Raw genomic sequence first — 12,767 nt, 5'->3', positions numbered from 1 at the left:
GCGGCGGGAATAGCCGCGCCCGTGCCGGAACTCGCAAGGAATGCATCGTTGAAAAAGCCATTCATGACATTCGCCGCCGCATTCGTCGCGGTTGCGCTTCTTTTCCCTCTCCGCAATGCCACGGCGGAACAGGTTGCCGCCCCCGCGCTCACCGTCTCTCTGACGGCCCCGACGCAACGGGATTGGCCGGAGACCGTTCCCGCGAGCGGCTGGTTGAAGCCTTGGCAGGAAGCAATCATCGCCTCCGAAACGAGCGGCCTGCGCATCACCGAAGTTCTGGTCGATGTCGGCTCGGTGGTCACGAAAGGTCAGACGCTGGCCCGGCTGTCGCAGGACAGCGTGCTGGCAGACCTTCGCAAACAGGAGGCGGCTGTTGTCACCGCCAAGGCGAAACTCGCCAAAGCCACGGCCGACGCGGATCGTGCGCGGCAGCTTCGCTCCTCTGGCGCTCTCTCCGCTGAGAAAATCACCGAATATTTCGCCGACGAGCAGACGGCGACGGCAAGCCTGAGATCCGAGGAAGCAGCGCTCGACAGCGAAAAGATCAAGCTCGCGAAGACAACCATTACAGCCGTTGACGACGGCCTCATAACCTCGCGTTCCGCCGACCTCGGCGCAGTCGTCTCCACCGGCACCGAGCTGTTCCGCATGGTGCGCCAGCAGCGTGTCGAATGGCAGGCCGAAGTATCGGCGCGTTATCTGCCGCGGATTTCGGAGGGCCTGAGCGTCGCGATCAACGGACCGGACGGCCAGGCCATCGCAGGTAAGGTGAGGCTGGTCGGACCCTCTGTCAGCACCGACACCAGCCGGGCGATCGTCTATGTCGCGCTTCCCGCCGACGTTCGTCCGCGCACCGGCCTCTACGTCACGGGCAGCATCGAGCTGCAGACCACGCCGGCGCTGACCGTGCCCGAGACGGCAATCGTGTTCCGCGATGGCATCAGCTATCTCTTCACCGCCTGCGAGGACAAGCGGGTGCGGCGGGTCCGCGTGGAAACCGGTCGCCGCAACAACGGCGAGGTCGAGATCGTCTCCGGCATCGACCGATCGGCGAAGGTCGTAACCACGGGCGGTGCCTTTTTGTCTGATCATGACCTCGTGAAGATTGCGGAGGCGAACTGATGAACTTCTCTGCCTTCTCGATCCGTAACCCTGTCCCAGCGATCCTGCTATTTGTCATGCTTGCCGTCGGCGGGCTGTTGGCCTTCCGCCATCTGTCGGTCCAGAATTTTCCCGATATGGACCTGCCGACGATCAGCGTCACCGCCACCCTCGATGGCGCGGCGCCGACGCAGCTTGAAACCGAGGTCGCCCGCACCATCGAGGATAGCGTTGTTGCTTTGAGTTATCTCGACCACATCACGACGACGATCACCGACGGCACCGTCTCGATCAAGGTGTCCTTCAAGCTGGAGAAAGACAGTGAAACAGCTCTCAATGAGGTCCGCAATGCCGTCGACAGCGTCAAGGCCGATCTGCCCGCGCAGATGGAGTCGCCGAGCGTCACCAAGGTCACGGTGCAGAGCTCCGCGCTCGTCACTTATGCCATCCGCTCGACCGCTCTCAACGAAACCGAGCTTTCGTGGTTTGTCGACAATGATCTGACGAAGGCGCTGCTGTCGGTGCAGGGTGTCGGGCAAGTCAACCGCATCGGCGGGGTCGACCGTGAGGTTCATGTCGATCTCGACCCTAAGACCATGGCATCGGTCGGCGTCACCGCCGCCACCGTATCGTCGCAGCTAAAGGCCGTGCAGGCGGATACGTCCGGCGGACTTGGCGAAGTCGGCGGTACCCGGCAGACCCTGCGTACGCTCGGCGCCTTACCGTCGGTCGAGGCGCTGAAGGGGCTGCGGATCCCACTCGCCAATGGCCAGCAGGCCCGCCTGGACGACATCGCCTCGGTCAAGGACAGCTTCGCGGATCGTTCCTCGATCGCCTATCTCGACGGCAAGCCGGTGATCGCCGTCGAGATCAAGCGTTCGAACGGCTTTTCCGACAGCGGTGTCGCGTCTGACGTCGGCAAGGCGATCAAGCAGTTCGCAGCCGCCCATCCCAATGTGCAGATCGATGAGGCCTACAGCACGATCGGGCCGATCATCGACAACTATGATGGTTCGATGCACATGCTCTACGAAGGGGCCATCCTGGCGGTCGTGGTCGTCTGGTTTTTTCTTCGGGACTGGCGCGCGACGATCCTGTCGGCGGTGGCTCTGCCTCTCTCGGTCATACCGACTTTCCTGGTGATGTATTTCGCCGGCTTCAGCCTGAATATCGTCACGCTGCTTGCGCTGTCGCTGGTGGTCGGCATCCTGGTCGACGACGCCATCGTCGAGATCGAGAATATCGCCCGCCACCTACAGATGGGCAAGCGACCGATGGATGCCGCTATGGAAGCGGCCAACGAGATCGGGCTTGCCGTCATCGCGACCACCTTCACGCTGGTTGCCGTCTTTCTGCCGACGGCTTTCATGAGCGGCATTCCGGGCCTTGTGTTCCGCCAATTTGGCATAACCGCCTCCGTCGCGGTCGTTGCCTCGCTCGTCGTGGCGCGTTTGCTGACGCCGATGATGGCAGCCTATTTCATGAAGGCCCATCCGGCGGAGGAGAAGGATGGGCGCATCATGCGCGGCTATATGACGATCGCTAAGGCCGCTTTGAACCATAGGGAGACCACGATTGCCGCAACCGCTGTCGTCGTCGCGCTCTCGCTATCCACCATCCCCTTGCTGAAATCCGGCTTCCTGCCTGCTTCCGATGATGCCCGCACCCAGGTCACGCTCACCATGCAGCCCGGCGCCACTCTCGAGCAGACGGACGCGAAGACCCGGAAGGCTGCGGATATCATCGGCAAGCTGCGCGACGTAACGCATGTCTTTTCCTCCGTCGGTACGGCATCTTCGAACGGCGGTGGACCCAACGTCACGACCACGAGCGATGTCGGCTCGGCCACGATCGTCGTCGTGCTGACCCCGATCGCCGATCGAGACCGTAAGCAGTCGGAAATCGAAAATGACATTCGGCAGGCGCTTTCCGTCCTTCCCGGTGTGCGCGTGGAGGTCGGTAGCGGCGGTAACGGCACCAAGCTCGAGATCACGCTTGCCAGTGACGATGCTGGTGCACTTGATAGCGCCAGCACGGCGCTGGAGGAGCAGCTTCGCACGCTGCAGGGTATCGGCGCGGTGACATCGACGGCGGCGAGGCAAGCGCCGGAAATCCAGATTACGCCCGACTTTGCGCGCGCCGCGGCGCTCGGGGTAACGTCGAATGCGATCGCCAGTGCCGTGCGCGTGGCAACGAATGGGGAATATTCCTCCGACCTGCCGAAGCTCAACCTGCCACAGCGGCAGATCCCGATCGTCGTCCGCTTCTCGCCTGAGACGCGCACCAGTCTCGACGACATCAAGAGCATGCGCGTCGCCGGCACCAACGGCAATGTCGATCTCGGATCGATTGCCGACATCCGCATCGGCGGCAGCCCTTCGGAGATCGACCGCATCGACCGCATGCGCAATGTCACGGTCTCGGTCGAACTTAACGGCCGCATCCTGGGCGACGTCAACCGAGAGGCGAAGGCGCTGCCGGCGCTCCAGCATCTGCCGCCGGGTGTGACTCTTGTCGAACAGGGCGAGTTGCAGCGCAGCTCCGAACTGTTCCAGAGTTTTGCGCTGGCAATGGCGATCGGCGTCTTCTGTATCTATGCCGTCCTCGTCCTGCTTTTCCATGACTTCCTGCAGCCGCTCACCCTGCTGATGGCCCTGCCGCTCTCGCTCGGCGGCGCGCTGGTACCGCTCGTGGTGACTGGCACCAGCTTCTCGATGCCCGCCGTTATCGGTCTGCTGATGCTGATGGGCGTGGTGACGAAGAACTCCATCCTGCTGATCGAATATGCGATCATGTCTCGCCGCCAGGGCATGTCCCGGTTCGATGCACTCGTCGATGCCTGCCACAAGCGGGCGCGGCCGATCGTCATGACCACCATAGCCATGGCCTCGGGCATGCTGCCGGCTGCACTCAGCTTGACAGGCGGGGATTCGAGCTTCCGGCAGCCAATGGCCATCGTGGTGATCGGCGGCGTTCTGATGTCAACGATGCTCAGCCTGATCGTCATTCCGGTCATCTTCACCTTCGTCGACGATCTGGAACAGGTGCTCAAGCGGCTCCTGCGGCGGGTCGGGKTGAGCCACGAGAGTGCAGAGGATCAGGCGCCGCAGGCATCCAATGACCGTGAGGCGATCGCTTTCAAGCCTGACCAGAAGCAAGCCCGCGGCCACAGATGATCTGGTGTCGGCAAGTTACTGGTCCGAGCATCGACAATGCCTGTCAATGCTCGTGGCAACCTCTTCGGTCGCGTTCCTCCCCCGGAACGAGGCCGCGGGACGTATTCCCCACGCAGGCGGCGTCATGCCGCCTGCGCGTCCTGCCGTCCGACGGAAAGGTCGATGAACTTCCAGGCGATCACGGCCGGGGCTCGCGACCTGCGAGCCAATCATGAAAGGCGGCAACCTCGTACCGGCGCAGCGCCTTCGGTGAGGCGGCGACGTAATAGGCCCATTTCACAGGCCAGCGGACTTCCGGAAGGAGATGGACCAGCCTTTCACTGTCGAGTTCCTGCGCTACGAGGGCTTTGCGCACAAGGGCTATGCCCCTCGCGGCAACGGCCGCCTGGATCACGGCGGCCGTGGAATTGATCTTCAGCCCACGGTCAGCCGGCGCCTGGTTTGCACCGGCTTTAGCCAGCCATTCCGCCCAGGTGGGAAAGTCGCCGCCCGGATGAGGCGTTCCATCATGGATCAGCGTCTGTTCGGCGATCCAGCCGGACGTCACGTCCTGATCCTGCGGTAACAGCCGGTTTTGGCAAACCGCGATGACCTCCTCGCTCATCAGAAAGGTTGACCTCACGCCTTTCCAGGAGCCGAGGCCGCACCTAATGCCGATATCCGCTTCCCCTTGCGCCAGATCGATCACCCGATCGGAGACGTCGAGCCGGACATCGATGTTCGGGTAGTTCGTCGAAAACTCGTCGAGCCGGGCAAGAAGCCAGTTAGCGACCAAAGCCTGAGACGCCGTCACCACAACGACCGAACGGGCCTTTCGGCCTCTGAGCTTCTTCAGCCCAGCCTCCAGAAGATCGAGTCCTTGCGCAATATCCCCAAGCGCGTCCTGCGCCTCGTCTATCGGCGTCAGACGCTCCGTGCCCGATCGGCTTCGGCGGAACAGAGGATAGCCGACCCAGTCTTCCAGCGAGCGCACGAGCTGGCCGACCGCAGGCGGCGTGACGTCCAGCTCCGTTGCTGCGCCGACGAAACTGCCGTGTCGAGCCGCGGCTTCAAGAGCCTGAAGAGATTTTAGCCTCGCAAGGTTTCTCATGACGCCTGCCTTCCGCTCGTCCTCGATCGACAAAGATTTTCTTTCTATCCGGTATGGCTCGTTTGCCTCGCCAAGGCAACGCTGAAGGTCGCATATGTCGGGCAGCAACAGGAGTAGCACTCATGCTTCATGGAAAAAGGCGCTCGTTACGGGCGGTTCGAGCGGAATTGGTCTGGCGGCCGCCAAGGCGCTGCGTGACAATGGCGCGCGCGTCGCCGTCGCCGGCCGGTCGTCGGAAAAACTTCATTGCGCAATGGCCGAACTCGGCGGCGAGGCCCTTGCGATCCAGGCCGACGTCTCCTCGCTCGATGATCTAAGGCAGATGAGAGAGACGCTTCAAGAGGCGTTCGGATCGCTGGACATCCTGTTTGCCAATGCGGGCATCGCGCTCGCTACGCCGCTCGCAACGGCCGACGAGGAGACCTATCATAGAATCATGGATGCGAATGTAAAAAGTGTCTTCTTTACCGTGCAGGCAGTGCTCCCGCTCATGCGCGACGGCGGCTCCATCGTCCTCAATACCTCCTGGCTGAACCAGGTCGGTATGCCTGGACGTGCGATCCTCTCCGCTTCCAAGGCGGCTGTTCGCTCCTTTGCACGGACGATGTCGGCTGAACTGATCGACCGCAAGATCCGGGTGAATGCCGTCGGTCCCGGCTCGATCGAAACGCCGATCCACCGCGGAAAGAACCAGAGCGAGGAAGAGTTCCGCGCCTATGCGGACCGGGTTGGTGCGCAGGTGCCAATCGGACGCATGGGCAGGCCGGAAGAGATCGCGTCCGCCGTCCTCTTCCTGGCCAGCGACGCGTCGAGCTACATGCTCGGGGCGGAAATCGTCGTCGACGGCGGTAGATCGGAGCTTTGAACATGCTACTCAACGACGACCTCTTAAGGCGCGCTATCGTCCATGCCGCCCGGCTCGAATGGCTGCCGAGCCCGGTGGCGGGCGTGGACCGGCGGATGCTTTTTCGCATCGGTGGCGAGAAGGCCCGCGCCACTTCCATCGTGCGCTACGCCGCCGGCAGCCGTTTTTCGCATCACGAGCATCCGGGCGGCGAAGAATTTCTTGTTCTGGACGGCGTATTCCAGGACGAGAGCGGCGACTTCCCGGCCGGCACCTATGTTCGAAATCCCCCAGGAACCGGGCATGCACCGCAAAGCGAGGAGGGGTGTGTGATCCTCGTGAAGCTTTGGCAGTTCAAGCAAGACGATCGCGAACGGATTGTCCGGCTGCCCGGTGAAGGTGAGGCAGGCGAGCTTCGCGATGGGGTCATGTCTTCGAAGATCCTTTTCGAGGGCGCGGGCGAGCATGTGATGCTTGAGGACTGGCAGGCAAACGCCGATGTCGAGCTGACCAATCCGCAGGGGCTTGAACTCTTGGTGATCGACGGCTCCTTGACCGAAGCGGGTGATGAGCTCGCGCGCTGGTCTTGGCTGCGCCTCCCTCCGGGGCAACCTTTTCGAGCTCGCGTCGGACAGGACGGTGTGCGGGTCTGGTACAAGTTGGCGCCTCTCCTTCATGATGACGTATGCGTCTTCGATGGTTCCGAAGCGCACAAGGACAAGTGAAATGAAAGCTTGCAGAGTAGCCGTCGTCGGAGCGGGCCTCGCCGGATTGTATGTAGCACGCGCGCTTCACGCTTCGGGCGTCGACGTGGCAGTCGTGGAAGCCAGAAACCGGCTGGGCGGCCGTATTCTGACCGCCAATGAATCCGGCAAGCCGACAGATGACGGGTTCGACCTAGGTCCCTCATGGTACTGGCCGCAGATGCAGCCGGCGATGGACACGCTCGTCGGCGAACTTGGCCTGCACTCCTTTCCGCAGAACGGCGAGGGCGATGTAATGTTCGAACGGATGTCTCGGGAAAAGCCGCAGCGCTACATGCCCGCAATGCAGGAACAGTCGTCGATGAGGCTCTCCGGCGGTACTGCCGCGGCGGTGCGCGCGCTGGCTGGGGACATACCAGCCGACCGAATTCTTGTCGATGCAAAGGTGACGGCGATTGCCTTATCCGATGCCGGGACTGAGCTCACGCTGGAAAGAAGCGATGGCCAAGTCGATCTCCTCCGGTCCGAGCAGGTCGTGGCCGCATTGCCGCCGCGGCTGCTGGAAGCGACCGTAACCTTCAGCCCCGAACAAGATCCGGCGACCGCTGCCCGATGGCGCGACACGCCGACATGGATGGCGCCGCATGCGAAGTTTTTCGCCATATATGATGAGCCGTTCTGGCGGGCCGCTGGACTTTCGGGCACCGCTCAGAGCATGGTGGGGCCACTGATGGAAATCCATGATGCGACGACCGCCTCGGGCAAGGCGGCCCTCTTCGGCTTTCTTGGTGTCGGTGCGGATCAGCGGGCGACACTCGGCGAGGAAATGTTGAAACAAGCTTGCCTCGCACAGCTTGCCAAGCTTTTCGGGTCCGATGCGCTCAAACCGCAGTCGGTTCTGTTCAAGGACTGGGCAGCCGATCCGCTGACAGCCACCGTCGCAGATCGTGTAAGCGGCGGGCATCCAATGCCGGGGCGCTCGCTATGGGTATCCGGCGCGTGGAAAGGCCGCCTGTGGCTGGCCGGAAGCGAGACCAGCCCCGCCGAACCCGGCTATCTCGCCGGTGCGGTCATCGCGGCCGGTCGGGCAGTCGCCAACATCCTGTCGAATATGGATCTCAAATGAACTTGATATATCAAGCCTCGGCAGACCCGGCGTCGCAAGGTGTTGTCGAGCCGGATCGCCCGGAATTGCGGACCTTGATCGCCAGACATTCAAGAATGGAGGGAATGTCGAAACATTCCGATCCCATCAGCGTGTATTTCAAGATTGCGATCAGGCCCGTGACTGCAGCGTCCGCGTAGGTATATCCGATACCGCAATGGCTGCCCGCCCAAATCTCGACCATGACCATTGTCGTCGAATCCCACTCGAAGGTGCCGTCTCCCTCCGGGGCATCGGTGGGAATTTTATAAGCGGCGCATTCGAGGCGATCGATCAATGGTGAAACAGACGTCACTTGTCGTCTCCGCCAGGCAGGAGAGCACGAAGGAGCTGTTTCGCGGTACCTTTGATAATGCCGGCCTCATGCGGATCGCCCTTCATTAAAGCTTCGGTGATGTGCTGCATCTGTTCGAAGGTGATGTGCGGCGGCAGCGGCGGCACTTCCGGATCGGTCTTTACCTCGAGAAGGACCGGGCGTTCGGCGGCCAAGGCTTCGTCCCATGCCGGACCGACGTTGTCGGCGCGATCGACATATATTCCTTTCAGGCCGATGAGCTCGGCGAAACGATGATAGGGGACGTTCGGAATTTTCTGCGATGCGTCGAACTTCGGATCGCCTTCCATCACGCGCTGCTCCCAGGTCACCTGATTGAGGTCTTCATTGTTGAAGACACAGATGATGAAACGTGGATCCGTCCAGTCCTGCCAGTATTTTGCCGCCGTGATCAATTCGGCCATATTGTTCATCTGCATGGCGCCGTCGCCGACCAGACCGATGACCGGGCGATCGGGATGGGCAAATTTGGCGGCGATCGCATAGGGCACAGCCGCCCCCATCGATGCCAGTCCGCCCGACAGGGAGGCCATCATGCCTCGCTTCATCTTGAGATCGCGCGCATACCAGTTGGCGCAGGARCCTGAGTCGCTGGTGAGGATGACGCGCTCCGGCAGGCGGGGCGAGAGTTCCCACGTGACGCGCTGAGGATTGACGGGATTAGCGTCGACAAGCGCGCGCTCTTTCAGCGTGTCCCACCACTCCGAGACATTCTTTTTGATTTGCTTGCGCCACGTATCGTCTTTCTGATTGAGGAGCGGCAAAAGAGCTTTGAGGGTCTCGGCGGCATCKCCGACAAGGTTGACGTCCATCGGATAACGCAGCGACAGCATGCTCGGGGCGATATCGATCTGAACGGCTTTCGCCTGGCCTTCTTCAGGCAGGAATTCGGAGTAGGGGAAGCCCGATCCGATCATCAGGAGCGTATCGCAATCCCGCATCAGGTCCCAGGAAGGCTTTGTGCCAAGCAAGCCGATCGACCCGGTGACCCAGGGAAGATCGTCCGGCAAGACAGCCTTTCCGAGAAGCGCCTTGGCGGCGCCGGCCCCGAGGCGGTCTGCGACCTCGATCACCTCGTCGGTGGCCTTCAGTGCGCCAGCGCCGACGAGCATGGCAACCCTTTTGCCACGGTTGAGAATATTGGCCGCAGCCTTGAGATCTTCGATGTGTGCAACGACGCGCGGCGGACTGAAACCGATGCCCGAATGTATCGTTCCATGCTTCCGAGGCGGTTCCTCGTAGGGCATTTCCTGAAGGTCGCTGGGCAGGATGATAGCCGTGACGGTTCTGTTGGCTAAGGCGATCCGAACGGCGCGGTCAACGAGATGCCGCACTTGTCCGGGCATCGCGGCCTGGTGAACGAAATCGCCCGCTACATCCTTGAACAAGGCGGCAAGGTCGACTTCCTGTTGGTAGTGACCGCCTATGGCGCGGCGGGCTTGCTGTCCGACGATCGCCAGAACCGGTTGGTGATCCAGTCTGGCATCATAAAGACCCGTCACCAGATGAGCCGCCCCGGGGCCGGAGGTGGCTATGCAGACRCCGAGTTCACCGGAAAACTTGGCATAGGCGGACGCCATGAATGCGGCCATTTCCTCGTGCCGGGCTTGCACGAATGAAATCTTGTCCTTTGCGCGGTTCAGTGCCCCGAACATGCCGTTGATGCCATCGCCGGGATAGCCGAACATTCGACGCACGCCCCACTCCAGCAGGCGCCTTACAATGAAATCGCCAACCGTCATCGCCATGTTTCGGCTCCATAGAAATTCGGATGTGCCTCGAACGGTCCGAAGTTCAGAATGTTCCTATTCGAAGACAAAAGGTCGCAGAGCCGCAACTTGTCCGTCGAAAGCGTGGCATGTCCCCCCAACAGGGACGCCAAGCTCTCTATTGCAGTTCCCGGCTTCGCCGTGAGGCAAGCACGCCAAGTCCTGCCGCCAAAACGCCGGCAATCAGCCAGTTGCGTTTCATGGTCAGGAGGAGTTGCAGGCTGAAGCGTCGAGCCTCGGCGTCGAAGCGACCATGTGCGCCGTGGTCGCCGGGCACCGGTTGCCACAAGTTATCCTGGCGGTCGTAGGCTATCCGTTCCGCATCCTGTTGACTCTTGAATCCGGTCCGGCCGAGGTAACGATCCAGAAGGGTCGACGCCAAGCGGTCTCCCCAAATAGCTTCGAGCGTCGGCAGGCCGACCATGATTTGCTTGCGCCTGTGAAACGCCGCGAAATGAATAGCCTCGGCAGCGACCTCCGGCTGGTAGGGAGGACTTGCGGGCTTGGGCTTCATGGGCAGATTGGTCTTGATCCAGTCGAATTGCGGCGTGTTGATGCCCGGCAGTTGCACCATCGAAACATGGACGCGGCTTCGAGCATGAAAGAGTTCCGCCCTCAAGGCATCCTGAAAACCCTGGATCGCATGTTTGGCGCCGCAATAGGCCGACTGTAGGGGAATGCCTCTATAGGCAAGCGCCGAACCGGTGAGCACGATCGAACCGCGGTTGCGCGGCAGCATGCGCTTCAGCGCGGCCCGGGTGCCGTTGACCTGACCGTGATAGGTGACATCCGTTACGCGCCGATAGTCTTCTGGCGAAATATCGACGAAGCGTGAAAGGATGCCGGCGAAGGCGACGTTGATCCAGATGTCGATCGGTCCAAGGGCATCTTCGATGGCTTCTGCGGCGTGTTCCACGGCGCTCGCATCCGCGACGTCGCAAGGCAATACGAGAGCGGTCCCACCAGCATCTTCCACCTCGCGGGCGGTGGCATCGAGGCCGTCGCGACCACGCGCGATCAACGCTATCTTCGCTCCATCGCCGGAAAACCGCCGTACGACGGCGCGTCCAACGCCGGCGGAAGCACCGGTGACGACGACAACAGGATGATTGTTGCGGCTAGACATTGTTGATTAATGGTTTGGGCGATCAAGAGTTCCCCGGGCGCGGCCTCGAAATGGGACGAGCCGAAATCGATCGGTATTCCCTTAATTTATATCATAACATGATATATAATAGGCGCTGAAGGCAGGTCTGCTCGGACCGTCGTCAGGCGCCTTGCCTGATGGCTCCGGCGTTTTGAGGCGGAGCATGGTCCTGGTGGGATCGTGCTCACGGTTCTCTATGCAATCAGGTGGCTGAAATGCTGCAGTTCAAAAGGACCAGTCCAAGTTCGAGGCGAGGTGGCCCCAATAATGGCAAGCCGGCTGGCACGCTGGTGAAATCGCATACCCCGTTGGCGGCGCTGATTTCCACAAAGAAGGATCTGCAAACTATAAGATCTGCCGGAGGAACTTTAGGACTGATCATCATTCCCCTTCTTATCGTGCTGTGCTCGATTGTCGCTGGTTTTGCCGTCGCTATGCATATAAGCGGGCAGCCCGGCTATTCGGCGAGAGTGAACATGTCGTCGTCGATAATGTCCGAATGATTGATCATAGCGATTGGCACCGAGTTGTCAGGCGACTTGGCTGAGGAGCCACTCCTGAAACTTTTTTGTCGTCAATGACTGTTGCTTCATTTCGGGCGTGACGATGTAGTAATTGTTGGTGGTCGCCATCGGCCTGTCCCACGCAATTTGAAGGCGCCCCGAAGCGATCTCCTCTTCGATCAGATATTTTGGAAGCAGCGCAAAACCGAGCCCGAGTATCGCGGCCTCGATGATCATGCTGAACTGATCGAACCGGCTTCCATGATACGGGCTGAACCCCTCACAGCCGTTCAACTGGAACCATTCGGCCCATAATCTCGGCCGCGTTGCCAGATGAAGAAGCGGGCCCTGTTCCAAATCCTGGGCTTGGGTGACGGGGAACGAGTTCAACAGGGACGCGCTGGCAACGGGCAAAATGAGCTCGCTGCAAAGATAGGTGCAGGTGGCGTGCGCCCAAACCGGTTGCCCATAGTGAATGGCAAGATCGAAATCCTCCAGCGTCAGATCGAACGGCTCCGAGCGCGAGGCGATGTTCAAAACCGTGTTCGGATTGTCTTTCAGGAAATCAGGAAGACGCCGAAGAAGCCAACGGCTTCCAAAGGTCGGGAGCGTGGCGATGGACAGGACATTCTTGCCATCCGAGGAAGCCATTGCCCGCAACACCATTTCTTCGGTGCGTGCCAGCAGCCGCCTTACTTCGGGCAGCATCGCTTTGCCGGCGGAGGACAGAACCACGCGTTTTCTGATTCTCTCGAACAGATTGACGTGCAGTTGGGTCTCCAGCGTTCGGATCTGGCGGCTGACTGCGCTTTGGGTGAGGTTCAGCTCCAGCGCGGCTTGCGTGAAGCTTCCATGGCGCGCTGCGCACTCGAATGCCTGGAGAACGGCTAGATCGGGGATGATGGAACGGCTTAGGTTCATTCCTTACTCGCAT

Annotated in this window: 11 protein-coding genes; 6 read left to right on the top strand and 5 right to left on the bottom strand. The window is 61.0% G+C overall.

The features are described from left to right. Nucleotides 1-63 precede the first annotated feature (63 nt). Together QDY28_RS14270 and QDY28_RS14265 are read left to right on the top strand one after the other, a co-directional pair. Entirely contained in the window at nucleotides 64-1,122 is a 1,059-nt protein-coding gene (locus QDY28_RS14270) for an efflux RND transporter periplasmic adaptor subunit (RefSeq protein ID WP_442967522.1), read from the top strand. Beyond that, nucleotides 1,122-4,277, top strand: a complete 3,156-nt coding sequence (locus QDY28_RS14265; RefSeq protein ID WP_331382340.1) for an efflux RND transporter permease subunit — start codon at nucleotides 1,122-1,124, stop codon at nucleotides 4,275-4,277. The genes QDY28_RS14270 and QDY28_RS14265 overlap by 1 nt, the downstream gene beginning before the upstream one ends. A gap of 178 nt (nucleotides 4,278-4,455) precedes the next feature. Here the strand turns inward: QDY28_RS14265 and QDY28_RS14260 are convergent, their stop codons facing one another. Continuing rightward, on the bottom strand, nucleotides 4,456-5,367 hold the full coding sequence (locus QDY28_RS14260) for a LysR substrate-binding domain-containing protein (protein WP_331382339.1): 912 nt from the start codon (nucleotides 5,365-5,367) through the stop codon (nucleotides 4,456-4,458). Nucleotides 5,368-5,461: 94 nt separating this feature from the next. Between QDY28_RS14260 and QDY28_RS14255 the strand changes: the two genes are divergently transcribed. The 3 genes from QDY28_RS14255 to QDY28_RS14245 are packed head-to-tail and all read left to right on the top strand — an operon-like array spanning nucleotide 5,462 to nucleotide 8,041. Next, nucleotides 5,462-6,232: an SDR family oxidoreductase gene (locus QDY28_RS14255; RefSeq protein ID WP_331382338.1), complete on the top strand. Its 771-nt coding sequence runs from the start codon at nucleotides 5,462-5,464 to the stop codon at nucleotides 6,230-6,232. A 2-nt stretch (nucleotides 6,233-6,234) separates the two neighbouring features. Then, the gene (locus QDY28_RS14250; RefSeq protein WP_331382337.1) at nucleotides 6,235-6,936 is read left to right on the top strand and encodes a cupin domain-containing protein; all 702 of its coding nucleotides are present in this window, start codon (nucleotides 6,235-6,237) and stop codon (nucleotides 6,934-6,936) included. Nucleotide 6,937: 1 nt separating this feature from the next. Next, nucleotides 6,938-8,041: a flavin monoamine oxidase family protein gene (locus tag QDY28_RS14245; RefSeq protein ID WP_331382336.1), complete on the top strand. Its 1,104-nt coding sequence runs from the start codon at nucleotides 6,938-6,940 to the stop codon at nucleotides 8,039-8,041. Nucleotides 8,042-8,051: 10 nt separating this feature from the next. On the opposite strand, the gene QDY28_RS14240 is transcribed toward QDY28_RS14245, so the two are convergent. The 3 genes from QDY28_RS14240 to QDY28_RS14230 all read right to left on the bottom strand — a co-directional run bounded on the left by QDY28_RS14240 (nucleotide 8,052) and on the right by QDY28_RS14230 (nucleotide 11,309). Beyond that, nucleotides 8,052-8,375: a hypothetical protein gene (locus QDY28_RS14240; RefSeq protein WP_331382335.1), complete on the bottom strand. Its 324-nt coding sequence runs from the start codon at nucleotides 8,373-8,375 to the stop codon at nucleotides 8,052-8,054. Continuing rightward, nucleotides 8,372-10,162, bottom strand: coding sequence for a thiamine pyrophosphate-requiring protein (locus QDY28_RS14235; protein ID WP_331382334.1), 1,791 nt, complete (start codon nucleotides 10,160-10,162; stop codon nucleotides 8,372-8,374). Before QDY28_RS14235 ends, QDY28_RS14240 begins: the two co-directional genes overlap by 4 nt. A gap of 139 nt (nucleotides 10,163-10,301) precedes the next feature. Beyond that, complete coding sequence (locus QDY28_RS14230) at nucleotides 10,302-11,309, bottom strand: SDR family oxidoreductase (RefSeq protein ID WP_331382333.1); 1,008 nt, start codon at nucleotides 11,307-11,309, stop codon at nucleotides 10,302-10,304. A 236-nt stretch (nucleotides 11,310-11,545) separates the two neighbouring features. Here QDY28_RS14230 and QDY28_RS14225 point away from each other — a divergent pair, with 236 nt between their 5' ends. After that, on the top strand, nucleotides 11,546-11,833 hold the full coding sequence (locus QDY28_RS14225) for a hypothetical protein (RefSeq protein WP_331382332.1): 288 nt from the start codon (nucleotides 11,546-11,548) through the stop codon (nucleotides 11,831-11,833). Between the two features lie 27 nt (nucleotides 11,834-11,860). On the opposite strand, the gene QDY28_RS14220 is transcribed toward QDY28_RS14225, so the two are convergent. After that, entirely contained in the window at nucleotides 11,861-12,754 is an 894-nt protein-coding gene (locus QDY28_RS14220; protein ID WP_331382331.1) for a LysR family transcriptional regulator, read from the bottom strand. Nucleotides 12,755-12,767 lie beyond the last annotated feature (13 nt).

It is taken from the genome of Rhizobium sp. BR 362, assembly GCF_036528765.1.
GTDB lineage: Bacteria > Pseudomonadota > Alphaproteobacteria > Rhizobiales > Rhizobiaceae > Rhizobium.
Note: the sequence above shows the minus strand (reverse complement) of the source record. Positions and strands in the feature narration are given on the sequence as shown.

What these genes read in the sequence shown, in the direction of transcription:
- QDY28_RS14270 (WP_442967522.1), top strand. Translation starts at nt 64, where the DNA reads ATGACATTCGCCGCCGCATTCGTCGCGGTTGCGCTTCTTTTCCCTCTC.
- QDY28_RS14260 (WP_331382339.1), bottom strand. Translation starts at nt 5,367, where the DNA reads ATGAGAAACCTTGCGAGGCTAAAATCTCTTCAGGCTCTTGAAGCCGCG.
- QDY28_RS14255 (WP_331382338.1), top strand. Translation starts at nt 5,462, where the DNA reads ATGTCGGGCAGCAACAGGAGTAGCACTCATGCTTCATGGAAAAAGGCG.
- QDY28_RS14250 (WP_331382337.1), top strand. Translation starts at nt 6,235, where the DNA reads ATGCTACTCAACGACGACCTCTTAAGGCGCGCTATCGTCCATGCCGCC.
- QDY28_RS14245 (WP_331382336.1), top strand. Translation starts at nt 6,938, where the DNA reads ATGAAAGCTTGCAGAGTAGCCGTCGTCGGAGCGGGCCTCGCCGGATTG.
- QDY28_RS14230 (WP_331382333.1), bottom strand. Translation starts at nt 11,309, where the DNA reads ATGTCTAGCCGCAACAATCATCCTGTTGTCGTCGTCACCGGTGCTTCC.
- QDY28_RS14225 (WP_331382332.1), top strand. Translation starts at nt 11,546, where the DNA reads ATGCTGCAGTTCAAAAGGACCAGTCCAAGTTCGAGGCGAGGTGGCCCC.
- QDY28_RS14220 (WP_331382331.1), bottom strand. Translation starts at nt 12,754, where the DNA reads ATGAACCTAAGCCGTTCCATCATCCCCGATCTAGCCGTTCTCCAGGCA.